The organism is Enterococcus sp. DJ147D b, assembly GCF_058216655.1.
This window is the reverse complement of record NZ_CM177104.1, coordinates 1,517,041-1,539,684: the sequence shown is the minus strand read 5'-3', so window position 1 is coordinate 1,539,684 and position 22,644 is coordinate 1,517,041. Positions and strand designations below refer to the sequence as shown.

Sequence of the window (22,644 nt, the reverse complement as noted above, 5' to 3'; positions counted from 1 at the left end):
TTCACGGAAATGAGGAATTAGTGAAAAAATGTACAAAACTATTGAAAACGGTTGATTTAACTGTAAAGTAGTAAAAGGAAAAGAAAAATTAAAGGAGAGGTTTTTGTGTATTCACCAAGTGAAATTTTAGCAATCAGTATAGAGAATGGTCAAAAAAAAATTGAAAAGACTTGGGTAGCCAAATGTATTCTGGGTTTCATTGGAGGCGCGATGATTTCTTTAGGTTATCTAGCATATATTCGAGTATCAGCTTCAATCCCTGCAGACTTGGCTAGCGTTCAGGCATTAGTTGGCGCATCTGTTTTCCCAATCGGCTTAATCGTGATTTTATTAGCCGGTGGAGAATTGATTACAGGAAACATGATGGCTGTGAGTACAGCTTGGATGGCGAAGAAAGTTTCTTTTAAAGAACTTGTTATCAATTGGTTAACAATCACATTAGCCAACCTAGTGGGAGCCTTGTTTGTCGCATTTGCGTTTGGTCATGTTTTAGGTTTGACTCATAGTGGCGTGTATTTAAACCAGGTACTTTCGTTAGCCGAACACAAAGTAAACGTTTCTTGGGTACAAGCAGTTATTTCTGGAATTGGTTGTAACTGGTTTGTTGGACTAGCTTTATGGTTGTGTTATGGTGCGAAAGATGCTGCTGGGAAAATTTTAGGTATTTGGTTTCCCGTAATGATTTTTGTTGCGATTGGTTTTCAGCATAGTGTGGCAAATGCATTTGTTATTCCTGCAGCTATTTTCGAGGGTTCATTAAGTTGGACAGAATTTTTTAGGAATTTCATACTAGTCTACTTAGGAAACATTGTAGGCGGAGGCATATTTGTTTCAGGTTTCTATTATTTAAGTTATAAAGGTCACTAAGAAAAGTAAGAGAAAAACCTTTCAATAAACCGTCCATTTATAAATGGACGGTTTATTTTTGTTTGACTATTTGTTTTTTTTAATAAGCATAATTGTTGCAAAAAAAAACAGAAAGTAATAGTCTGGAATTAAGATAGATTAGAAAAGTATAACAAAACAGCGCTTCAATTATGAGTGAATTGTCATGTTTTTGTTTTTTTACTCTCTTAATTGATCTATCTTATCTAATAAATGATTGGCAAATTGCCGTTGTTTAAAAAGTTTTAGGAGGTGGAAAATGAATAAAGGGGTTAAAGTGATTGGAATCATTGGAAGTTTGGTCATCCTTTCGGTCTCATTAACGGCTGCATTGCTCTATTCAGTGTATCAGTTACCAAGGTTTTTAGAAGAAATCCGATATTTTGTTGCAACTAACTTTTATTTTCAACAATATATCTTTTGGGTAGCCGTGGTATTTAGTATTCTTATTGCCATACTTATTCTATTCATCCTTTTTTATCCAAAAACCAAGACGACTTTTGTCTTGAAGCGTGAACATGGAACATTAGCTGTAGATAAAAAAGCGATTGAGGGATTAGTTCGAACGAAATTACGGGCAGAAGAATTTATTCATTCCCCTAGAATTGTGGTTCGCGCAACAAAAAATCGAATCAAGATCAAAGTTAAGGGTGAGCTGAAACGAACTTCTTCTTTAATTGGCCAAACGGATCAGTTGATGAAAGAAATCGAAGCAGAAGTCAAACGTTTGTTGGGAGTAAATGAACCTGTTCAAGTGACAGTCGCTTATCAGCAATTTCAAAAAACAACAAAAGAAAACAAGCACTCTCGAGTAGAGTAGGAGGGCAAAAAATGAATCAATTCTTTTCAACATACAAGCTCCCTATTATCTTTGGGGGTCTTGGGCTAATTTTAGCGATTTTGTGGTTAACGGTAGGATTTTTCAAAACCTTACTCATTTTGATTCTAACTGCAATTGGTGTCGCAATTGGTCTTTATCTTAAAGAAACACATCTTTTAGATGATTATTTTAAATTTTAGGAGGAATAGAGAATGGAAAACAACGAATTTAAACCTGTAAAACAACCAAACAACAAAGGAACTGATCAAATGAATGGTGAACTAACTTTTGAAGACAAAGTAATCCAAAAGATTATCGGAATTGCTTTAGAAGATGTTGATGGATTGCTAACTGTCGATGGTGGATTTTTCTCAAATATTGCTGAAAAATTAGTCAATACAGACAACGTAACAGCAGGTATCGACACTGAAGTGGGTAAAAAACAAGTAGCAGTTGATATGGATGTTGTTGTTGAATATGGCAAAGACATCGAAGAAATTTACAAACAAATGAAAGAACTAATTGGACGTGAAGTGAAGAATATGACTCACTTAGACGTGATTGAAGTCAATGTGAATGTCGTTGATATCAAAACACGTGAAGAATACGCAAAAGAAAGCGAAACAGTTCAAGATAAAGTAACAGATGCAGCAAAATCAACAGGCGAGTTTGCTTCAAAACAAACATCTAAAGCGAAAAAAGCAGTTGATAAAGGTACACAACGTGTGAAAGAAAACACTGAACCTCGTGTGGAATAATAATATCATTTAAAATTTGTAAAAATTAAAAAGGAGTGAGTGACATGGGCTTTATTTGGTCATTAATTATTGGTGGTATCATCGGAGCTGTGGCAGGTGCAATTACGAAGAAAGGTTCTTCAATGGGCATTATTGCTAACATTGCTGCAGGGTTAGTTGGTTCCGCATTGGGACAATGGTTACTAGGAAGCTGGGGACCAAGTTTGGCAGGAATGGCAATCATTCCGTCAATTGTTGGTGCAGTGATTTTAGTGCTAATCGTATCATTCTTTGTCCGTAAAATGGATTAAGTTTGATTGGAGTCTATATTTCTAATGTAATTGGACAAAAAAAGGTCTGGAAGAATTCTTCCAGACCTTTTTTTAATTGAGCTAGCTAAGTTTTATCTTAGTACCAACCGTTTGCTAACCAGAATGATTGAGCAGCTTCCCAAGAACCATAGCGTGAAGACACATAAGCGTCTGCTACACGTTCTTGATTGGCAGCAGAGTAGTCACCGTTTAAGTAAGATGAATCTAATTGGTAACGTCCGATGTAGCGACCGTTCGTTGCTGTGTAAGAACCGCTTGATTCACGTTGTGCGATCCATTCTTTTGCAGAGTTAGAAGTAGTAGCGACTGCTTCTGTAGATGTTTCAACTGCTGGAGTTGCTTGAACTGTTTCTTGAACAGGAGCTTGAGCTACTTCTTTAGTTGTTTCTTGTTGAACAGGTTCGGCTTGAACTGCTTCTGTTTGAGGGGCAACATAAGTTGTTGCTGCTTGCTCAGCAGTTGGGATAGTTAAAGTTTGACCTGCAAAAATCAGATTGATATCTGAAATTGAATTTGATTGAGCAATTTGGTTAATCAAGGAGTTATCGCCAACATATTTTTGTGAAATAGTTGATAATGAATCGCCTGATTGAACAGTGTACGCTTCGTCTGCGCGTGTCGTTGTTCCCATAAATAATGCAGCGCCGGCAGCCAGAGTTGTTCCTAATAGTACAGTTTTAAGTGATTTCATATAATATATATTCTCCTTCGAATCATAAAAGTTTTTGTTAAGTGTTTTTCAACATGGACATACTTTATCATGTGAAAAGATTTCATAGGTAAAAGATTGATGACACTTTGTAACAGAGTTGGGTTTTTTGTAACAAAAATATTATCAAAAAATGTGGGTAAAATGAAAAAAAGCACATAAAGCAACCACAGCAATACTTTTCGGGAGAGAAAAATGAGAAAGTATGTTCTGGTTTTTGTACGTAAAAAGTAAAAAAAATTTGTTTTTGAAGGAATTTTTGAGAAAATAGTGCATATATTTTTGAAATCCAGTGGGTGATGATACAATAAAAGAAAAGGGAGGCGGTTTCAATGACTATCAATTACCAAAATATTTTAGTTGCTGTTGATGGATCGAAGCAATCAGAGAAAGCTTTTTCTGAAGCGCTATCAATTGCCAAACAAAATCATGCAAGTTTATCTATTGTGTCGATTATCAATGAAGTTGAATTAACACACAGTGCGTACGCATTCTCAAAAATTTATGCAGAAGAAAAAGAAGCAATTGAATTAGAAATGTTGAAAAAAATCAACGATGCAAAGGAGTACGGGATTGATTCGATCCATGCAGTGGTTGAAACCGGAGACCCTCGCGAACTGATCGGAACAGTTATTCCCAATAAAGAACAGATTGATTTGATTGTGATGGGGGCAACAGGGAAAGGAGCGATTCAACAAGCATTAGTTGGATCGACAACTTCTTTTGTAGTGACACATGCGCCGTGTAATGTTTTGGTAGTTAAATAAGGAAAGCGGGTATGTAAAATGGTTCAACCACAAGATGTAACGGCTCCTAAAGAAAAAATAAAAGTTTTGTCGATTATTGAAGATGGAACGAAGACCAAAAAAGGTTACTCAACAGCATTTGTAAAATGGAAGGACAAGAAAACGATCGCTGTTCGGTGGGATGGAGATAATCGTTTAGATAAAGGATTTCCGCTAACTACGAATGGTTATCATCCCTCGTGGTTTATTCTACCTGAGAGATTAGCTGCACTTTATAGTCAGGATTTCGTTCATACGCAGCAAGCTTTAGATGAACTGGAAGAATTTCTGCAAAAAAAGCAGAATTGAATGAATAAATACACTTTTCTTCTATATTAATAGAAGAAAAGTAATAAAAGAAAAGTGAGAACGTGAGTTGTGAGAAACAATTCACGTTTTTTTGCATACAAAAACCAGCTAAGTAAAATTAGCTGGTCAAGCAATCAGGCAAGATTTAAAAGGAACGTTCAACAAGCAAATTTTTGCGTGTTACAACGTTAATTTTTTTTATTGTACAGGATAAACAACCACACAATCAACAAAATAACTGAAATCGTAAGCCCCAAGACATACTTGCTTAACAAAGAAGTCGTCTCCCAATGGCGAATAGAAAAAATTTGGTAAGTGAAATAAGCGCTAGGGAGAGAAACAATCAGCACGGAGACTTTTTTTCTCGTCCAGCGGGTATAATAGAAAGTAATCAAAGCCATAGTAAAAAATGGAATGTAAAAGAATAGTTGACCCAAGATCAGCATGGTAAGCCTCCTATATCAAAATAAGCCCATGTTACAAAATAACATGTCAAGTTGAATGGTGCAAGCTTATTTGTGAAGAGCACACAATAAATTCGCTCTTTGATTTTGATTGTCTCGTAAATTCCTGATATAATCGAACTTGAAAGAGAGGATGAAAATTTTCATGGACCATGTGATATTAGAAATTGACTTACATTTAGTAAATAATATACGAGTGATTTATTATGTTGTCAGTAACAGTGTAGAAAAACGTGTGTTGACGAATAAAATCAATGGTATTTTAAGTAAAAAAAGAGGTTCATCGCTTTAATAATGGCGAAGAAGAATTTTATAGTATTCCGGTTGAAAAAATCATCTACACAACGGTGAAAGTCAGAAAAGATTTGGATACGAAAAAAAGTTATGAACCAATTTTTACTACGTATTAATGATGGAGGAAGAAAGAATGAATCCATATGATGAACAAATCCAAGCATTGATTGCTGGAGAAATTGAAAAAATTGAAGTCAAACGTGAGGAGGTAATGACCTTTCGTGATGCTTGGCTAAAGTTGGAAGATCGCAAATATGTGGTTGGAAAAGCCTCTTTGAATGGAAATGTTACCTATCACTATGATCCAACACGCTTATATTAACAAAATGATAAAAAAGCTAGACTAAAAGTGTTTAATAGGCGAAAATAATCCTTGTAAATGAAATTTATAACGAGATTATTTAGCCTTTTTGTGTGCAGTTTTCAATTAAAAGCGTTTATTCTATACCTAATTTAGCAATCATTTTGGTAAAAAAATCAATCGTCCGTGTTACAATACGGCTATTATGGTGGGGGGAATCATATGGAAACATCGATCTCTAAGGCTACAATCAGAAATTGGCAAAGGCTGTCGACTGAAAAAGATACTAGACTAAAGTCTCGTGCAAATAAAACTTTATCTGAGAAGTACATTGTTCCTGTTGAGTATTATCAACGTCCGAAAAATAAATATTTTTCATCAGAAATCGTAGATATGATGAAGACGGAGCAATTAACGATAGCGAGTGTTGTTTATCAAATAGCTTGTGAGTTATTATCAAATGCTGGAATCTTAAAACATCAACATGTAAAGAAGGTTTTAGATGAGTTCAAAAGGAATAACGAATTATCAGAGGTAACCTTTCAGCTCACTATTCCAGATGATGAACGAGATATTCTAGGAATCACTTATCAGAGTTTATTGGTAGAAGGCGAAAAAAATAAAAAAGGGTCCTATTATACACCTGAAAATGTCGTTGAGGAAATGACCAAGAAAATTGATCTCAAAGAAAAGGCTATTCTAGATCCTTGTTGTGGAAGTGGCTCTTTTTTGTTGAGTATTCCTTGTGAAGACCCACGGCAATTAGTAGGATTTGATAATGATGAAATCGCTGTTTTTATCACAAAAATCAATCTGTTATTGAAATTTAAAAATTTAGAGTTTGAGCCACAAGTATATGTACGTGATTTTTTAAATGATCAGCTTTCTGATTTTGCAAATAAATTTGACTATATCATTACCAATCCTCCTTGGGGAGCATTGCCCAAAGGATTTAAGAATACTGAAATCAATTCAAAAGAAACTTTCTCTCATTTCCTTGTCCATTCAAAAAATTTCCTCAAAAAAAATGGTTGTTTGATCTATTTATTGCCAGAGTCATTTTTGAATGTCAAAACACATAAAGATTTGAGACTCTATGTTTTAAATAACTATGAAATCAAGAATATCCATGTTTATGACAAACTTTTTGCAGGCGTGACAACGAAGTATATTAGCATTCAACTAGAGCTGGGAAAACAGCATGATTTGATCGAAGTATATCGTGGAGAGCGCTCTTGGAAAGTCTTGATTGACGCATTTTATCAAACAGAAAATTACAATTACAACTTAATAGCTGTGGAAGATTATCACTTGATTGAAAAAATAAAAGAAAAGAAAAACTTTGATTTGAAAGAGAGTGAATGGGCCTTAGGAATTGTAACAGGGGATAACAAAAATAAATTGAAAAATAACATGGCGTCTGGTTTGGAGCCAATTTATACAGGAAAAGAAATTACAGCGTATCAATTATTAGCTCCTAAAAAATTTATACGTTATGATCGAGAAAATTTTCAGCAAGTAGCAAAAGATGAAATCTATCGAGCAAAAGAAAAATTAGTCTATAAATTTATTTCTAAAAAACTTGTATTTGCCTATGATAAAGAGGGTTCACTGTTTTTAAATAGTGCAAATATCTTAATTCCAAATACGAAAAATGCTTCAATCAAAACAATTATGGCTCTTTTGAATTCAACACTCTATGCATATATTTATACTTGTTTGTTTGGGGAAATTAAAATTTTGCGAGGAAACTTAGAAGAACTACCATTTCCTAAAATCAGTACGAAACAGGATAATGAAATCAGTGATCTTGTAGCTAACTATTTAGAAAAGCAAGATCCAATGATATTGAGAAAACTTGATAAGGTAATTTATCAGTTGTTCGATTTAACACCAAAAGAGATCCAGTTAGTTGAAAAAACATTCGCGTAAAAAAAAACCACCAAATTTTTTTGGTGGTCTTTTTTTGATGTAAACAGATGCTTTTATCTAGCAATTATATTTGATAAAAAATATCATAGAGTTCTTTATAAGTAAGCCAACGAACGAAATGATTTTTAAAATGATAATCCATCGTACCTTGGTTGATATGAAACTGCCCCTCACCGATATTTCCACGATGCTGTTTATTAGAATAGTTTTGAATCATTTGGATTTGGTCTGTTTTCGCCTCGAAAATAGCAATTTGATCTTCAAAAAAGAGACCATAAATCAAGTAATGAAATTCATTAGGTTTTACTTGTTGGATATTACAATCGAATAGTGCGCCATTGAGAACGTCTTGAAAGCTGATCATTCTCCGTTCGATTGTCGCATTCAAAATTTCCTTAATGATATTTTGAGGAGTGATTTTTTGCTTGTTTTGAGAAAGAACAGTTGAAAACTTTACTTCATAGTTGATCTTGTCTTTACATAGATCATAATTGAGTGCAGTGGACATATCCAAAGCATAAATATTTTTGATCATTAGTTCTGCAACCGTACCAAATCGCCGAGTTTTAAGCGAAAAAATACCATCTCTGAAATCCTCAATGTGCTTTTCCATAAATTTGTTCCTTTCAAAATCAATTCTATGTTAGCAAAATAAACAAGAAACGTATCAAATTGTTTATTTTACTTGCCATCTGATGCAGTAAAATAGCTTCTGTAGGTAATCTATGTCAGAAAAATCTTCAATGGAGGTGCTTTATTTGTAGGAGAACTGTTTTGAGCCACAACCTTATTCACGGTGTTCCCCAAGCAACTTCTCCATATAGCTTACACCCTCGCAAAATATGAGAAGCTATTTTGAATGATCGCTCGCTATCTAGTCGGAGCTGACCGCTTGGAGCCACAACCTTATTCACGGTGTTCCCCAAGCAACTCCTCCATATAGCTTACACCCTCGCAAAATAGGAGAAGCTATTTTGAATGGTCGCTCGCTACCTAGTCGGAGTTGACCGCTTTGAGCCACAACCTTATTCACGGTGTTCCCCAAGCAACTCCTCCATATAGCTTACACCCTCGCAAAATAGGAGAAGCTATTTTGGATGGTCGCTCGCTATCTAGTCGGAGCTGACCGCTTGGAGCCACAACCTTTATTTAAACAAACTTTTGATTTTATCAGTGATACCATCAACATCGATATCTTTCAAAAGGTTTTTTGCTTGCTCAACATAGTTGCCAAGTTCATCCTTATGGTCTTCGATAAATTGTTTTGCTTCGTCTAAGTTTCCTTCATTAACCATTTCTTTTACTTTTGCAATTAATTCGTCTTTATTCATTTTATCCCATCCTTTATAGTTATTAAAAAGTAACGAATAACAATATAAAATGCTTTTAATATCATGTTCAGATTACTTTTACATTATTAGTTTATCAGATAATAAGTTTTTTTTACATAATAGTTGTTATGAAATTTGACTGCATTGCTAAAGTATGAGAGAAAACTCATTCCTAGGTCGGAGGTTTCTGTTTTCTGTTTCTAGTTATAATAAATGCAATAACATAGGAGGTAGGAAAATGAAAGTAGTTAAATTTTTTGTAGGAATTATTCTGATTGGCGGGTTAAGTTTGTTTGGATTAAAGATGTATACGGCAAACCAACATGGTGAATTTGCTGGTATAGCGGATCAACTGAATCCGTTGGTAACAGAAGGAGAAGTTTATGTAAAAACAAAAAAACCAGATTCTGTTAATAGTTACGGAACAGCAACCTATGTTCAGGAAGCGGCAGATGAAAACGGGAAAAAACGAATCGTTGAATTCAACGGACTTGGCGTGTTAAAAGAAGAGCGTTATTTGAAGTTGAAAAATAAAGGTGCGCATGTTGAAACATACGAAGAAGTCGAAAAAAGCAAAGTTCCTGAAAAAGCATTAGCACTTATTGGATAATGAACATAAAAATAAAAAGGAGTTGCGACAAACGACGCAACTCCTTTTTAAAATGATCGGAAAATATAAACCCAGAATTGGGATGGTAGGGTTCGAACCTGCAATTGCTTGATTCAGAGTCAAGTGCCTTACCAGTTTGGCTACATCCCAATGACTCAATGCAAATTTATGTTAGCACTTATTAAGAAAAACGCAACTAATTTAACTTGTTCGTTACTTATTTTTTTTGACTCGTTCGATTCGACGTTCGATTTTTCTAACCAGACTAGATGGTAAACCTGTTATTTCGGCCACAGAAATAGTTGAAGAAAGAAGTTTTAATTCAAGGGATAGTTCGTTTTTCAAATGGTAGATATTTGCTAAACGCTCAACATATTCAAAGTGCGTATATTCAGTTTGTAAAATCAAAAATTTCAGGATGTCAATTGCTTTTTCAAAATCTTGTTCAGCATAATACGCCAAAGCTTGACGATATAATTTGATCTCCAATTGATTCAATGAAGAAGGACGGTGACGATTTGTCCATTCATTAACGGAAACTTTTCCCTGAACATTACCAGAATCATCACGTACAAAAATGATTGGAATTTCATTTGGATTCGGTTTTTTTTGATTGAATCTTTCCATGATGATGCCTCCTCCTTCAAACTAGAATCTTCTTGTCTAAAGTATATGTCATTCTCTGAAAGAACGCTAGTTACTTTTTTCCAAGGTTAACATTTGTCCACCCATTGCTTCAAAGACCTCAGTAAAATCTTCGATTGGAACTGCTCGATTTTTTTCACCATAGGGATCGTTCACGTAAATCGTTTCTTCATCATAGCCTGTTACGACACAAGCATGAATGAGAGGAGTAACAGAAACTTCTCCATTTTGGGTGGTCCAAGTCATGAAATCATTATCATCAGGAACCTCAAATTCAATGGTGACACTAGTCCAAACGGGTTTATCTTCATTTAAGGCCTCTTTGATATCAGTAAGTGACGCTTCCTTTTTTGCTTGAGCGTGGTAGCTGGTTTGTACTATTTCTTGTGCGAGTGCAGCAATTGGTGCAACATAGACACCCATAGCCCAGTCCCCACCAGAAATATCACCAACAAATCCTTCATTTGGATCACCATGGGTGCCATCTTCATTGAATACAGGTACATAGGTAAGCTCATTTGCTAATTGGTTTTTGTTTGTTTCAAAGCCATAGTAATTTAAAAGCATAGAAAGGGCAGTTACTTCACAGCCATTTTCTAAAGCTGGTTCGTCGAACTGATTTGCAAGTGGGACATCTAAAATGATTTCATTCGCTCCATTTGACTTTTTTTTAGCTGGAGGTTTCTGATTCTCTTGATTTTGCTGCGACGTTTCGTTTGAGTTGGGAGTTGTTAACCAATAAATTGAACCAGCAGTGAGTAAACTGATACTAACAATCCCTGTTAATTTTTTTGCAACTTTCTTTTTCATAAGGACCTCCAATTATTCCACAAGGGAACATCTTACATTCTTGGTATTATAAAGTTTTTTTTGAGAATGTAAAATACTTTTTCATCGATTATCGGTGAAAAAAGTTTACATAAAAAAATTAACAGCTAGTAATTATTTTTTCAACCATTTCAACTTCATCACTGAGAGAAAGAAAAAATGAATAATTCCGTTCTTTTTTATGAATTTTCAGCGAAGCTTTCGTGTTTAGAAGGGGTTTTATTTGTGAAAACGAAACCAGTAAGCTATAATGCCAATATGGTTTGTTCAAAAAATTGTTAGCAAGCGTTAACTGGCGATGACAATGAACATTCTGCCTGAATAAAATACTTCAGGAAAGAAAATGGGGCAGCAGTGTAGGAGGATTTTGATGACGGAAGAAATGATAAATTTAGGAGAAAAATATTCTTGTAAGCCAATTGGATTCACACAACCAGTTGTTGGAGAAGTAGTATCAAAAATGACAAATTGTGCCGTAGTCAAAGTTGCTCAATGTGCTGACGAAGATCAAAAGTTATTGGAAGAGAAATCCAGCATGGTTGTTGCAAAATATGATACATTTGAATAAAAAATAAAAAGGACAAGTAGTTCTAACGCGAAAAGTGTTGCTACGTGTCCTTTTTGCTGTTTTTTTAAAAGTTCTATATACTTAGTAGAAAGAGAAAAGTTTTCTTGAGATGAAAGAAGAGAGGTGATGTACAATGATAACGACTTTTACTTTGTTATTATTTGCATTTGTTTTTGTCATGTTTTTATTCTTATGGTTCGTCCGCAGAGAAATTGTTTATAAAGCTGTCCGAAATCGTTGGGTTTATCTGGTAGTGCCATTTCTAGTGGTCTTAGTGATCTGGTTTACTGTCATTAGTCAGCCAACGCTAGACGATTTGGTGAAGGCTGTTTTATCAGCAATGATCTTTATCAGTTTTTTATTGGATAGCCGCGGGATCACAGAAGATGGTTTAGTTTTAAATAGCTTTGATAAACGAGGCGTTCCTTTTTCTGAGATCGATCGAATCGTTTTATATCAACCACAAGGTTCAAATGAAGTAAAAATGAACTTTTTCCGTAAAGGTTGGCGTGGGCCAATGCTAAAATTTTCGACTTCTTTAGAGGAACTGGTGCCATTTTTAGCGCAGCGATTAAATGATGATGCGCAAATTGACATTATGATTGATGAAGAGTAAAGGATGTCGCGCGAAGTGTTCAGCGCCAATAAATAAGGATAAATTGGCAGAAATTGTTCCTCAAATTTTGAACAATTTGTTCTTATTTTGAAGGAGTTACTTCTTGAACACCGTAGATGAAGGAGGTGGCACAAGGTGCTTAACTCTCAAAAATATTCATCTATTTTAAATGATACAATCAGTTTTGTTTTCTATAAAAAGATTATTTTAAACGAAAAAGGACACGCTTAGGTTTATCCTAAACGTGTCCTTTTTTGCCTTATGCGTAGCTTAGCTAAATACGCGGAAACGATCTTCGTCGTTCATGTATTCTTTTTCGCCAGCAGGTGATTCAACAGAACCGAAGACTAATTGAGAACGTAGTTTCCAGTTTGCAGGAATATTCCATTCTTTTGCAACTGCTTCGTCAATTACTGGATTGTAATGTTGTAAGTTTGCGCCAAGACCTTGATCAACTAATGAAACCCAAGTATTTGCTGTTGCAATACCATTTGATTGTTCTGACCAATCTGGGAAGTTATCCGCATAAAGTTCAAATTGTTCTTGTAATCCTTTAACGATGTCAGTGTCTTTAAAGAATAAAACAGTTCCGTAACCATTTTTGAAGCCAGCTAATTTTTGTTGTGTGTTAGGAAAAGCTTCAGCAGGCGTTAATGGTCGAAGTGCTTCTTCAGTGATTTCCCATAATTTTTCGTGAGCATCACCGAAAAGAATGACAGCGCGTGTTGATTGTGCATTGAAAGCAGTTGGGCTTTCTTTGATTGCTTCTTTGATAAGTGCTTCTAACTCTGTGTTTGATAGTGAAACGTTGCGCCCCAAATGATAGATAGAACGGCGTTTTTTTAAAGTGTCTGTAAATGTAGTCATAATATACTCTCCCTTTGAATGTTGTTTTTTTAACTTACTTTTTGTAATTGAATACAAAATGAAGTATATCATCTTACAAAAAGTAAGTAAACAGAAATGCTCAAAAAAATTCAACTTTTTTTGAAGAAAAATTGAATGAGAAAGCGAAAAGAGTGATAGCGGTTACTTGACTGTTTTAGCGACTTTTTCCGCTTTATTTATGGAAAGGTCCTATATAATTATTAAATGTGTGTTTTTTTATTCTTATTATTTTGTCATTGAATTTTACTTATTTTTATAGAAAAGAAGTATATATTTCTTAGATAAGTTTTTCAGTTAAATTTTTTGGTGAATATGTTTATTATTTTCTGAAAATTTAAAGAATTGGGGTATGGATTATGGAAAATCAACAAGATAAGGGCTTCTTTGGCCAGCCGAAGGGGTTATCAACATTGTTCTTCACTGAGATGTGGGAACGATTCAGTTATTATGGAATGCGCGCATTACTTCTTTATTATATGTATGATGCAGTTTCAAATGGTGGTCTTGGATTACCACGTACAACAGCCTTAGCAATCATGTCAATTTATGGTTCACTTGTGTTTATGTCAAGTATTGTTGGTGGTTGGATTTCTGACCGTTTACTTGGAGCAAAGCGAACAGTATTTTTTGGTGGAGTATTCATCATGTTTGGTCACATTGTTTTAGCAACACCATTTGGAGTAGGAGCATTATTTATTTCAATGGCATTGATCATTATGGGGACAGCTTTGCTGAAACCAAATGTATCTGGAATGGTAGGCCATCTTTACTCAAAAACAGATTTGCGTCGTGACGCAGGTTTCTCAATCTTTTATATGGGTGTAAACTTGGGGGCGTTACTAGCACCGCTAATCGTTGGGACTTTAGGTCAAGAATATAACTATCATTTAGGGTTCTCACTAGCAGCGTTTGGGATGTTCTTTGGTTTATTGCAATATATCATTCAAGGGCGTAAAACATTAGACGGTGTTGGAACGAAAGCACCAAACCCATTAACGCCAGAAGAACGTAAAGGTTTTATTCGTAACTTTGTTATTGCGATTGTCGTAATTATTGCTATTTTTGGTGGTGCACAATTAACTGGTCATCTTTCGATTGATTTCTTTGTTAATTCGATCAGCGTACTTGGAATTGTGTTACCTATTTTCTATTTTGTAAAAATGTTAACGTCAAAAGATGTTTCTGCAGAAGAAAAACCACGTGTGTTAGCATATATTCCATTGTTTTTAGCAGCAATTATTTTCTGGTCATTACAAGAGCAAGGCTCATCTATTCTTGCATTGTTTGCCAGTGAACGAACACAATCAACTTTATTTGGTGTAACGATCCAAGCAAGTTGGTTCCAATCATTAAATCCGATTTTCATTTTTGTTTTGACACCTGTCTTCGTTACTTTATGGACAAAATTGGGACAAAAACAACCATCTACTGTTGTGAAATTTGCACTTGGGTTATTATTTGCTGGACTTTCTTACTTATTATTGATGTTACCAGGTTTATTATATGGAACAGCTGGAAAAGTAAGTCCAATGTGGTTGGTGGGGAGCTTCTTCATCATCGTAATTGCGGAATTGTGTTTATCACCAGTTGGTCTATCAGTAACAACAAAACTAGCACCGCGCGCATTTGAATCACAAACGATTGCTATCTGGTTCCTAGCGGATGCCTCATCACAGGCAATTAATGCGCAAATCGCTCGTTTTTACACACCGGCAACTGAATCAGCATATTTTGGAATCATTGGGGTCGTTGCCATTGTTGGCGGGATTTTATTGTTTACAATCAAAGAACCAATTAAGAAACTGATGGGTTCAATTCATTAAAAATTTTTAGTGCCTAGGGCAATCGATGCCCTAGGCTTTTTTTTGTGGCAAGTTTATCGAGATGTTCTTAAAGCAACTTTCTCATAAAGTTTGTATTTACTTTAAAATAAAAGGAATTTCTTTGTGTGATCGCGTATGCTATTGTTGAAGGGAAATGATTTGCGCTACAACCTTTTTCTCGGTGTTCCCAAAACAATTCCTCCATATAGCTTGCATTCACTAAAAAACATGAAAAGCTATTTTGAGTGCTTGCGCGCTATCTTGTCGGAGCTAGACATTTTGCGCTACCACCTTATCCACGGTATTCTCAAAGCAACTTCTCGAAATAATTCGTAATTGACCAAAAATATGGAAAGCTATTATTGTCAGTTGCTCATTATTTTGTCGAAGCTGACCGCTTTGCGCCACAACCTTTTTTTAAAAGTTATTTCTTTTCATCAAAAACCTTGATAAGTAGAACGAATGTTCAGTTTTTTTGTTATAATAGAGGAGCATCAAAAAGTAAAGGAGGAGTAAAATGTCTTTACAATTTATTCTCGGCTCAGGTAAAAAAGATCATCGAACAGCATTAATTGATGAGGCGACGGCTTGGTTAGAAGCAGCTCCTCAAAATCAAGTCTTTTTCCTTGTCCCTAATTACAATAAATTTGAACAAGAACAAGAATTATTAGCAATGTTACGTAAGCGCAAAGGAACAAAAAACTTTAGTACGACAAATGTCCAAGTTTTCAGTTTTTATCGACTCGCATGGTACATTTTACAGCAGACAACTTTGCTTTCAGGTAATAGTATCACCGAAACTGGCTCAGCCATGATTCTGCGTCAGATTTTAGAAAAAAATCGCGAAAAGTTGACTATTTTTCGTGGCGAGGTCAACAAAAAAGGGTTTATCAAGCAACTCCAAGAATTGTATGAAGAAATGCGCACAGGAAATATTCAGCCTAATGATTTAACGGCTGGCTTAACGACGAAAGGACCAAAAGAAGCAGATCAACAATTGAAAATGCAAGATTTGCGATTGATTTTTTCTGCGTATGAAGAAGAATTATTTAACCGTATGTTACAAGCCGAAGATGCTTTGACGATTTTGAGTGAATATCTCTACCAACATGATTTCAAACATGTGAAATTTTTGATGACGGGCTTTTCTCGCGTCAATGCGCAGGAATATCAACTGCTAAGCGCGATGATGGCAAAAGGAAATCTGGTTGTCGATTTATTACTTGATCGTCCTTATCCGAATGAAGTACCTGAACCTTTAAATTTATTTTACGAAACAGGAAAGTTATATTTTCGCTTATTGAATGGAGCAAGGGAACATCGTGCGCCAATTTTAGTTGATCAATATGCACCAGCGAAAGAAGTACCAGAGGCGTTGGCCACACTACAAGATATGTGGGAAGAAACAAGTAGTCATAAGCAAAATCGTTCACGGAAAATCGGTGCACAAAAGACGATTCATTTGTGGGAGGCGGAGACACCGACAGAAGAAGTCCAACAGCTTGCTGTAGAAATTCGTCGTTTGGTAAGCGAAGGAGAATGTCGGTATCGCGATATCCAAGTACTGACGAAAGATATGCTGCTTTATGGTAATTTACTAAAACCGATTTTTCAAGAAATGGCGATTCCGTTTTATCTTGATGAAGAACAATTGATGGAAAATCATCCCTTGGTTGAATGGATCAATAGTTTGTTTGCTTTAGATCGTTACGCGTATCGTTTGACTGATATTATGCGATTTTTCAAAACGGAGTTATTGATTGCTCCAGAAAATTCAGAATTAGAACAAGAACATTGGCAAGTTATAAGAGATGACTTTCGTAAGAAATTGGATCTCACAGAAAATGTTGCTTTGGCTTATAATTATCAAGGAAATTATTGGACCCGTGCAAAGGATTGGACGTTTGTTTCTTATAACTTTGAATCAGAAGAAATGGAGGATGTCCAAGAACTACAAGAGCAATCAAATGAAATTCGACGCTTATTCCAGAGTAATATTCCAAGTTTCTTTAAAAAAATCAAAAGCTGTGAAAATGGACAAGAAGCTGCTAGTGTTTTTTATCAGTTTTTAGTAACGAGTGGTGTCCGGCAACAACTTTTATTTTGGCGAAACCAAGAAGTTGCTCGCGGAAACTTAGCTCAAGCAAGAAATCACGAGCAAACGTGGGGAGCATTGATTGACTTATTGGATGAGTTTGCATTGATTTATGGAGAAACCAGTTTCGAATGGGAAATCTTCCAAGATATTATCAGTAGTGGATTAGAAAACCTAAGTTATGGGAAGATTCCTACAGCAATTGATCAAGTTCAAGTGAATCGCTTGGAATTGGTTCGGCCAAATCAAGCAAAAATCACTTTTGCTTTGGGTTTGAATGATCAAACCTTTCCAGCTCGTCAAGAAACTAAAGGGTTGTTGTCTAGCGAAGAACGAGAACAGTTGAATCAAGCATTGGCTGAAGGTCAATATTTGTTTGATCCTGCAACGGAAAGTATGTCTTCTGAGCCTTTTCAAGCTTATTTGGTCTTTCTTTCAGGCACAAAGCGACTTTATTTAAGCTATGCGCAAAGTTATGATACGGATCGAAGTTTGAAAATTTCTCCTTATTTACAACGAATCAATCATTACTTAGCAATACCAATCGAGAAAAAAACGCGGTTAACGGTAACTAGTGATCCAGCAAATTATATTGGCACGTATCGGAGTGCTATTGATGCGTTGAATCGAATGTTTCGTTTGGCAGCGGATGAGAAACAACAATTAGCGAAAGTTTGGGCTGAATTAAGAGAAGTTGTTCTTCATTCTACTTGGCGCAATTTTGCTTTGCGTGTATTTGAGAGTCAGTCTCATTTGAATGTCCCAGTCTCATTACCGACAGAGTTAGCAGAGCAGTTATACGGGAAAGAAATCTATACATCTATTTCTCGCATGGAAAATTTCTACAATTGTGAATATAAATATTTTGTTCAATTTGGTTTGAAGTTGAAAGAACGTATGATCTATGGATTGACCCCCGCAGCAACAGGGGATTTTTATCATGAGTCATTGGATCGTTTCTTTAAACTATTATTTTCAAATCAACTTTCACTTGTTAGTATGACGGAAAAAGAACGCCAAGAATTCACTGAAAAAGTTCTCCAAGAAGTGTTTGGTGAATTGCGCTTTGAAATTTTAGATAGCTCTGCTCGGATGAACTATATTCGTTATCAATTGAGTCAAACAATCCAAAAAGTTGCATGGGCATTACAAAAACAAAGTAAAAATACGGGTTTACATCCATTACAAACAGAGATTTTATTTGGACAAATCGCAGGGGCAAAAGGGATCCCCGGTTTGGAATTACCTTTGCAAAATGGCGGGAAACTTCATGTTCGCGGGAAAATCGACCGTATCGATACGGCAACAGAACAAGATGAAACATGGTTAAGTGTCGTGGACTATAAATCAAGTGGGCGAACATTTGATGTTACGGAAGCTTACTATGGGATGGCTATGCAACTATTGACTTACTTAGATGTTGCTTTGATGGACGCAGTACGCTTAACCGGACAAGCTACAGTCAAGCCTGCTGGTTCTTATTATTTACATGTCCATAATCCCGTATTAACAGAGAATGAAGAGATCGAAAAGAATACGTTGAAAAAATTTAGTTATGATGGTGTTTTTGTTGACGATCCGGGATTGTTGGAAGTTCTTGATCATTCGCTAGAAGCGAAAGAACAATCTTTAATCTATCCAGTGAAAAAAAATGCGAAAGATGAATATCAAAAAGGCAGCTACAGTAAAGAAAAATTCTTCACAGAAGAAGAACTACATCAGTTTATGGCACATAATCGTAAAAATATGCGTTTAGCTGGTGACGCAATCACTTCGGGAGAAATCAAACTGAATCCAGCGTATAAAGATAAACAGCGTATTGCTTGTCAATTTTGTCCATTTCGAAGTGTCTGCACTTTTGATGTGATGTTAAAAGAAAATAATTATCATCGTTTAGAAAAATTGGATAAGGATGAAGCATTACGCAGAATTTTGAAACGAGGTGAAGAAGAGTGAGTCAGATTCCGTTAAAGCCCCAAAATGAACGTTTTACAGATGAACAATGGCAAGCCATTTTTGATCGCGGGGACAATTTGCTGGTCTCCGCTTCAGCAGGATCTGGGAAAACGACGGTTCTTGTTCGTCGAGTGATTGAAAAACTTAAAATGGGTGTAAACATTGATGAACTCTTGATTGTTACGTTTACTGAAGCCGCTGCACGTGAAATGAAAGAAAGAATCCAAGAAGCTTTGCAGTCGGCAATCAATGATGAAACAGATACACAACGTCAACAACATTTTACAAAACAATTGATGTTGCTTCCTACTGCTAATATTTCGACACTACACGCATTTTGTTTAACTGTCATTCGTCGTTTTTATTACTTGATTGATATCGATCCGGTTTTTCGAATGTTAACAGATGAAACAGAAACGTTATTGATGAAAGAAGATGTGTGGGACGAATTACGTGAACGCCTTTACGGAGAAAAAGATGAGCGGTTTTTCCAATTAACGACGAACTTTTCAAATGATCGATCAGATGAAGGATTGACTGATTTGATCTTTTCTCTTTATGAATTTGCGCGTGCCAATCCAGATCCAGCTAATTGGCTTAAACATTTGAGTGACGCTTATCGCTTAGAAGGCTCACTTAGCGAATCGGCATTATATCAAGAGCAACTACGCCCGTTGATTTTGGCAGATGTTTTTCAATGTGTACAAGATTACGAAGAAATGGTTCGTTTAGCTCAGACGGAAGGCTTGGAAAAAATGTATGACCAGGTTTTGGAGGAACGTGAAAGAGTCAACGCAATCTATGAGGCATTTATGCAAGACCAACTAGATGTTGCTTATCAAGGTTTAGAAAACTTAACCTTTTCCACATTTAAAAGCAGTCGAAAAGCAGAGCTGAAAGAGTTATCAGCAGAAATAAAAACTCTTCGAGATCGATCGAAAAAAATGATTCAAGAAATCAGTAAGAATTATTTTGCTGTTTCACCCGTGCAAATGGAAGCCATTATGACACAAACTCTTCCTTTAGTAGAAGAGATGTGTCAAGTAACACAAGCATTTATGGCTGGATTTAGTGAAAAAAAACGTGAAAAAGGTGTATTAGATTTTAATGACCTAGAGCATTTAGCGTTGATGATTTTGACCAAAAGAACTGCGAACGGTTGGGCAGCAAGTGAAGCCTCGAACTATTATCGAGAGAAATTTAAAGAAGTAATGGTTGATGAGTATCAGGATGTCAATCAGCTACAAGAGGCAATTTTATACTGGTTAAGAGAACCAGATCCAACGAACGGAAATCTTTTCATGGTTGGAGATGTCAAGCAGTCCATTTACTCTTTCCGTTTAGCCGATCCAAGTTTATTCATCAAAAAATATCAAGATTTTTCAAAGGCAGACGGTGGTAGAAGAATCGTTCTGGCAGAAAATTTTCGTTCACGAGAAGAAGTATTACATTTCACCAATTTAATTTTTAGTCAAATTATGGATGAACAAGTTGGCCAGATTACCTATGATGAAGCTGCAAAATTAGCATTAGGTTTTCCTGATTTTCCTAATAGTACGCAGTTCGATCCAGAAATTTTGATTTATGAAAAAGAACAGGAAGAAACTACGGAAGAGTTGCCTTCGGATGACTTCCTTGAAGATAAAACAGAGGGCGAATTATTGATGACAGGGTTGAAAATTCGTGAATTAGTTGATAGTAAATGGGAAATCTATGATAAAAAATTGAAAGCGAATCGACCAGTTGAATATGGCGATATTGTTTTGCTAACACCGACGAAAAAAAATAATTTAACGATTTTAGATGTGTTCAAGACATTAGATATTCCATTGGAAATGAACGACGCCCAAAATTATTTCCAAGCAACGGAGATTCGGACAATGATTTCATTACTACAAATCATTGATAATCCTTATCAAGATATTCCTTTGGTAGCTATTTTACGTTCACCAATCGTTGGCTTGATTGAACCTGAATTGGCACAGATTCGCTTAGCTGATCGAAACCATACATTCTTTGATGCGCTTTTGACTTATGAAAAAATGAATCAAGATCACTTGAGCGCTAAGCTCTCTGATTTTAGAGAGTTATTGGACAAGTGGCGTGAACTTGCGCGACGTTCTTCAATTGCAGATTTGCTTTGGACTATTTACTATGAAACAGGTTACCTAGAATACGTGGTAGGATTACCGGCTGGTGTCCAACGGCAAGCAAACTTGTATGCGCTAGTAGATCGTGCGAAAGCTTATGAGCAAAGTTCGTTTCGAGGGCTATATCAATTCGTTCGTTTCATCGAAAAAATGCAAGAAAAAGACAAAGATTTGGCAGAACCTGTCATTGCTGTGGAAGACAATGCAGTACGGGTGATGACGATTCACGCGAGTAAAGGACTAGAGTTTCCCGTTGTCTTTTTGCTGGACATGACGAAAGAATTCAATTTACAAGATTTACGAAAACGCTATGTCTTTGAGGAAAAATTAGGGGCAGGAATCCGCTACATGGACCCGCAAACTCGTGTGTTATTTGATACATTACCTTTTCAAGCAATCAAATTAGCTAGACAAAACAAATTATTGTCGGAGGAAATGCGTAAGTTATATGTCGGATTGACTCGTGCGGAACAAAAACTGTTTATTGTGGGTTCCTATAAGAGTCGCGAACAAACAATCAAAACGTGGAACGAAGCGCGAAATACAGCAGACCTTGTTCTGGATCCAGCACTCCGTTTAAAAGGTCGAGGAAGTTTAATGAATTGGATTGGTTATAGCTTGATTCGTCATCCTCGAATGTCCGAATATTTAGAGGAAGAGTCAACAATGACTTTAGCTGATGCGAAGGACTCTTTTAGCATTATATGGATGAACCAACAAGTGTTAGTCGAAAAACGACACCAACTTGCACAGCGAGAACCTTCTTTAGTTAAACCGAAAGAAAACCAAAATGGCTTATCAGAGACTCTGCGTCAACGTTTAACCTATGTTTATCCTTATCAGGCGGCTACTCAAACGACTAGTTACCAATCTGTTTCAGAAATCAAACGATTATTTGAAGATCCAGATGATAGTCAGGCAACAAAGTTAAGTTGGGAAGACAATCAAACAAAAGCAAAAAATCATCAATTTCGTTATACACAAGAACAACTAGCCGAACCTAAATTTTTACAAAAAGGTGTGTCGGCAACTGCAATTGGAACAGTCACACATACATTGTTGCAGTTATTGCCATTGGTGCCACCAACAGAAGAATCGATCCAAGCGTTATTAGTAGAGCTAGTCAAAAAAAGGTTAGTAGATCAACAGGTGGCAAAAAAAGTCGACGTTTCTGCAATTCTTTGGTTTTTTGAAACAGACTTTGGAAAGCAACTATTGAAGAATGCCGCAAAAGTGAAAAGAGAGCAACCATTTGCGATGTTGATGACAGCAGATGAAGTGTTTGAAAATTATCCAGATGAAAGCGATGAATTACTTATTCACGGAATCATTGACGGCTATATTGAATTTGCAGATGAAATCTATCTTTATGATTTCAAAACAGATTTTCTTATGAATCCAGATAATCCAGATGAGGTTGATAAAGTTGTCCAAAAATATTTAGGACAACTTCGACTTTACCAACAAGCATTAGCAGATTCTTTAGGAAAACCTGTAACGAATACCTTTTTAGTTTTATTGCGTGGCAAAAAAATCATAAATGTTAACAAAAGATTATGAATAAGC

The 22,644-nt window shown here is 35.8% G+C and carries 22 protein-coding genes, 1 tRNA gene and 1 pseudogene; 16 read left to right on the top strand and 8 right to left on the bottom strand.

Annotated features, from left to right (window positions below; genetic code table 11):
* The first annotated feature begins 105 nt into the window (after positions 1–105).
* The 5 genes from AC4BD1_RS07305 to AC4BD1_RS07285 all read left to right on the top strand — a co-directional run bounded on the left by AC4BD1_RS07305 (position 106) and on the right by AC4BD1_RS07285 (position 2,753).
* Positions 106–867: a formate/nitrite transporter family protein gene (locus AC4BD1_RS07305; protein WP_206910873.1), complete on the top strand. Its 762-nt coding sequence runs from the start codon at positions 106–108 to the stop codon at positions 865–867.
* A gap of 277 nt (positions 868–1,144) precedes the next feature.
* Positions 1,145–1,705 carry an alkaline shock response membrane anchor protein AmaP gene (gene amaP / locus AC4BD1_RS07300; RefSeq protein WP_206910875.1) on the top strand — a complete coding sequence of 187 codons (561 nt, stop codon included), beginning with the start codon at positions 1,145–1,147 and terminating at the stop codon, positions 1,703–1,705.
* Positions 1,706–1,716: 11 nt separating this feature from the next.
* Complete coding sequence (locus AC4BD1_RS07295) at positions 1,717–1,905, top strand: DUF2273 domain-containing protein (protein ID WP_206899173.1); 189 nt, start codon at positions 1,717–1,719, stop codon at positions 1,903–1,905.
* A gap of 12 nt (positions 1,906–1,917) precedes the next feature.
* Positions 1,918–2,463: an Asp23/Gls24 family envelope stress response protein gene (locus AC4BD1_RS07290; protein WP_206910877.1), complete on the top strand. Its 546-nt coding sequence runs from the start codon at positions 1,918–1,920 to the stop codon at positions 2,461–2,463.
* Positions 2,464–2,507: 44 nt separating this feature from the next.
* Positions 2,508–2,753, top strand: coding sequence for a GlsB/YeaQ/YmgE family stress response membrane protein (locus tag AC4BD1_RS07285; RefSeq protein WP_206910879.1), 246 nt, complete (start codon positions 2,508–2,510; stop codon positions 2,751–2,753).
* Between the two features lie 97 nt (positions 2,754–2,850).
* On the opposite strand, the gene apf is transcribed toward AC4BD1_RS07285, so the two are convergent.
* Positions 2,851–3,465, bottom strand: coding sequence for an aggregation-promoting factor (gene apf, locus AC4BD1_RS07280; protein ID WP_490485400.1), 615 nt, complete (start codon positions 3,463–3,465; stop codon positions 2,851–2,853).
* Between the two features lie 350 nt (positions 3,466–3,815).
* On the opposite strand from apf, the gene AC4BD1_RS07275 reads away from it, so the two are divergent.
* Entirely contained in the window at positions 3,816–4,250 is a 435-nt protein-coding gene (locus AC4BD1_RS07275; protein WP_206908656.1) for a universal stress protein, read from the top strand.
* A gap of 18 nt (positions 4,251–4,268) precedes the next feature.
* A complete protein-coding gene (locus tag AC4BD1_RS07270; protein WP_490485399.1) occupies positions 4,269–4,577 on the top strand; it encodes a hypothetical protein in 309 nt (102 codons plus the stop codon).
* Between the two features lie 188 nt (positions 4,578–4,765).
* Here AC4BD1_RS07270 and AC4BD1_RS07265 read toward each other — a convergent pair whose 3' ends face one another.
* Positions 4,766–5,023 (bottom strand): glucose uptake protein, encoded by a 258-nt coding sequence (locus AC4BD1_RS07265; RefSeq protein ID WP_206908659.1) that lies wholly within the window; start codon positions 5,021–5,023, stop codon positions 4,766–4,768.
* Positions 5,024–5,186: 163 nt separating this feature from the next.
* Between AC4BD1_RS07265 and AC4BD1_RS07260 the strand changes: the two are divergent.
* The 3 genes and pseudogenes from AC4BD1_RS07260 (at position 5,187) to AC4BD1_RS07250 (ending at position 7,568) form a co-directional block, all read left to right on the top strand.
* Positions 5,187–5,451: pseudogene (locus AC4BD1_RS07260) on the top strand (hypothetical protein).
* A 17-nt stretch (positions 5,452–5,468) separates the two neighbouring features.
* Positions 5,469–5,657 carry a protein YkzS gene (gene ykzS / locus AC4BD1_RS07255; protein WP_206908663.1) on the top strand — a complete coding sequence of 63 codons (189 nt, stop codon included), beginning with the start codon at positions 5,469–5,471 and terminating at the stop codon, positions 5,655–5,657.
* Between the two features lie 201 nt (positions 5,658–5,858).
* Entirely contained in the window at positions 5,859–7,568 is a 1,710-nt protein-coding gene (locus AC4BD1_RS07250; RefSeq protein WP_490485398.1) for a TaqI-like C-terminal specificity domain-containing protein, read from the top strand.
* 64 nt (positions 7,569–7,632) lie between these two features.
* On the opposite strand, the gene AC4BD1_RS07245 is transcribed toward AC4BD1_RS07250, so the two are convergent.
* Together AC4BD1_RS07245 and AC4BD1_RS07240 are read right to left on the bottom strand one after the other, a co-directional pair.
* Positions 7,633–8,181, bottom strand: a complete 549-nt coding sequence (locus tag AC4BD1_RS07245) for a hypothetical protein (RefSeq protein WP_490485397.1) — start codon at positions 8,179–8,181, stop codon at positions 7,633–7,635.
* 532 nt (positions 8,182–8,713) lie between these two features.
* Complete coding sequence (locus AC4BD1_RS07240) at positions 8,714–8,899, bottom strand: hypothetical protein (RefSeq protein ID WP_206908679.1); 186 nt, start codon at positions 8,897–8,899, stop codon at positions 8,714–8,716.
* Positions 8,900–9,137: 238 nt separating this feature from the next.
* Between AC4BD1_RS07240 and AC4BD1_RS07235 the strand changes: the two genes are divergently transcribed.
* Positions 9,138–9,509: a YxeA family protein gene (locus tag AC4BD1_RS07235; RefSeq protein ID WP_206908688.1), complete on the top strand. Its 372-nt coding sequence runs from the start codon at positions 9,138–9,140 to the stop codon at positions 9,507–9,509.
* Between the two features lie 77 nt (positions 9,510–9,586).
* Here the strand turns inward: AC4BD1_RS07235 and AC4BD1_RS07230 are convergent.
* From AC4BD1_RS07230 to AC4BD1_RS07220, 3 genes are all read right to left on the bottom strand, one after another.
* Positions 9,587–9,659 (bottom strand) — tRNA-Gln (locus tag AC4BD1_RS07230).
* Positions 9,660–9,722: 63 nt separating this feature from the next.
* Positions 9,723–10,136 carry a hypothetical protein gene (locus tag AC4BD1_RS07225; RefSeq protein ID WP_206908690.1) on the bottom strand — a complete coding sequence of 138 codons (414 nt, stop codon included), beginning with the start codon at positions 10,134–10,136 and terminating at the stop codon, positions 9,723–9,725.
* A gap of 66 nt (positions 10,137–10,202) precedes the next feature.
* The gene (locus tag AC4BD1_RS07220) at positions 10,203–10,964 is read right to left on the bottom strand and encodes a C39 family peptidase (protein ID WP_490485396.1); all 762 of its coding nucleotides are present in this window, start codon (positions 10,962–10,964) and stop codon (positions 10,203–10,205) included.
* A gap of 388 nt (positions 10,965–11,352) precedes the next feature.
* Between AC4BD1_RS07220 and AC4BD1_RS07215 the strand changes: the two genes are divergently transcribed.
* Positions 11,353–11,550: a hypothetical protein gene (locus AC4BD1_RS07215; RefSeq protein WP_490466167.1), complete on the top strand. Its 198-nt coding sequence runs from the start codon at positions 11,353–11,355 to the stop codon at positions 11,548–11,550.
* 133 nt (positions 11,551–11,683) lie between these two features.
* Positions 11,684–12,166, top strand: a complete 483-nt coding sequence (locus tag AC4BD1_RS07210) for a hypothetical protein (RefSeq protein ID WP_490485395.1) — start codon at positions 11,684–11,686, stop codon at positions 12,164–12,166.
* 270 nt (positions 12,167–12,436) lie between these two features.
* Here the strand turns inward: AC4BD1_RS07210 and AC4BD1_RS07205 are convergent, their stop codons facing one another.
* On the bottom strand, positions 12,437–13,033 hold the full coding sequence (locus tag AC4BD1_RS07205; RefSeq protein ID WP_490466166.1) for a nitroreductase family protein: 597 nt from the start codon (positions 13,031–13,033) through the stop codon (positions 12,437–12,439).
* A gap of 377 nt (positions 13,034–13,410) precedes the next feature.
* Between AC4BD1_RS07205 and AC4BD1_RS07200 the strand changes: the two genes are divergently transcribed.
* The 3 genes from AC4BD1_RS07200 to addA all read left to right on the top strand — a co-directional run bounded on the left by AC4BD1_RS07200 (position 13,411) and on the right by addA (position 22,638).
* Positions 13,411–14,877, top strand: a complete 1,467-nt coding sequence (locus AC4BD1_RS07200; RefSeq protein WP_206908698.1) for a peptide MFS transporter — start codon at positions 13,411–13,413, stop codon at positions 14,875–14,877.
* A 517-nt stretch (positions 14,878–15,394) separates the two neighbouring features.
* Entirely contained in the window at positions 15,395–18,928 is a 3,534-nt protein-coding gene (locus tag AC4BD1_RS07195) for a PD-(D/E)XK nuclease family protein (protein WP_490485394.1), read from the top strand.
* A complete protein-coding gene (gene addA / locus AC4BD1_RS07190) occupies positions 18,925–22,638 on the top strand; it encodes a helicase-exonuclease AddAB subunit AddA (protein WP_490485393.1) in 3,714 nt (1,237 codons plus the stop codon). Before AC4BD1_RS07195 ends, addA begins: the two co-directional genes overlap by 4 nt.
* Positions 22,639–22,644 lie beyond the last annotated feature (6 nt).

Bases quoted from the DNA above. Each gene is read 5' to 3' on its own strand.
- amaP (WP_206910875.1), top strand. From the start codon at position 1,145: ATGAATAAAGGGGTTAAAGTGATTGGAATCATTGGAAGTTTGGTCATC.
- AC4BD1_RS07295 (WP_206899173.1), top strand. From the start codon at position 1,717: ATGAATCAATTCTTTTCAACATACAAGCTCCCTATTATCTTTGGGGGT.
- AC4BD1_RS07290 (WP_206910877.1), top strand. From the start codon at position 1,918: ATGGAAAACAACGAATTTAAACCTGTAAAACAACCAAACAACAAAGGA.
- AC4BD1_RS07285 (WP_206910879.1), top strand. From the start codon at position 2,508: ATGGGCTTTATTTGGTCATTAATTATTGGTGGTATCATCGGAGCTGTG.
- apf (WP_490485400.1), bottom strand. From the start codon at position 3,465: ATGAAATCACTTAAAACTGTACTATTAGGAACAACTCTGGCTGCCGGC.
- AC4BD1_RS07275 (WP_206908656.1), top strand. From the start codon at position 3,816: ATGACTATCAATTACCAAAATATTTTAGTTGCTGTTGATGGATCGAAG.
- AC4BD1_RS07270 (WP_490485399.1), top strand. From the start codon at position 4,269: ATGGTTCAACCACAAGATGTAACGGCTCCTAAAGAAAAAATAAAAGTT.
- AC4BD1_RS07265 (WP_206908659.1), bottom strand. From the start codon at position 5,023: ATGCTGATCTTGGGTCAACTATTCTTTTACATTCCATTTTTTACTATG.
- ykzS (WP_206908663.1), top strand. From the start codon at position 5,469: ATGAATCCATATGATGAACAAATCCAAGCATTGATTGCTGGAGAAATT.
- AC4BD1_RS07250 (WP_490485398.1), top strand. From the start codon at position 5,859: ATGGAAACATCGATCTCTAAGGCTACAATCAGAAATTGGCAAAGGCTG.
- AC4BD1_RS07245 (WP_490485397.1), bottom strand. From the start codon at position 8,181: ATGGAAAAGCACATTGAGGATTTCAGAGATGGTATTTTTTCGCTTAAA.
- AC4BD1_RS07240 (WP_206908679.1), bottom strand. From the start codon at position 8,899: ATGAATAAAGACGAATTAATTGCAAAAGTAAAAGAAATGGTTAATGAA.
- AC4BD1_RS07235 (WP_206908688.1), top strand. From the start codon at position 9,138: ATGAAAGTAGTTAAATTTTTTGTAGGAATTATTCTGATTGGCGGGTTA.
- AC4BD1_RS07225 (WP_206908690.1), bottom strand. From the start codon at position 10,136: ATGGAAAGATTCAATCAAAAAAAACCGAATCCAAATGAAATTCCAATC.
- AC4BD1_RS07220 (WP_490485396.1), bottom strand. From the start codon at position 10,964: ATGAAAAAGAAAGTTGCAAAAAAATTAACAGGGATTGTTAGTATCAGT.
- AC4BD1_RS07215 (WP_490466167.1), top strand. From the start codon at position 11,353: ATGACGGAAGAAATGATAAATTTAGGAGAAAAATATTCTTGTAAGCCA.
- AC4BD1_RS07210 (WP_490485395.1), top strand. From the start codon at position 11,684: ATGATAACGACTTTTACTTTGTTATTATTTGCATTTGTTTTTGTCATG.
- AC4BD1_RS07205 (WP_490466166.1), bottom strand. From the start codon at position 13,033: ATGACTACATTTACAGACACTTTAAAAAAACGCCGTTCTATCTATCAT.
- AC4BD1_RS07200 (WP_206908698.1), top strand. From the start codon at position 13,411: ATGGAAAATCAACAAGATAAGGGCTTCTTTGGCCAGCCGAAGGGGTTA.
- AC4BD1_RS07195 (WP_490485394.1), top strand. From the start codon at position 15,395: ATGTCTTTACAATTTATTCTCGGCTCAGGTAAAAAAGATCATCGAACA.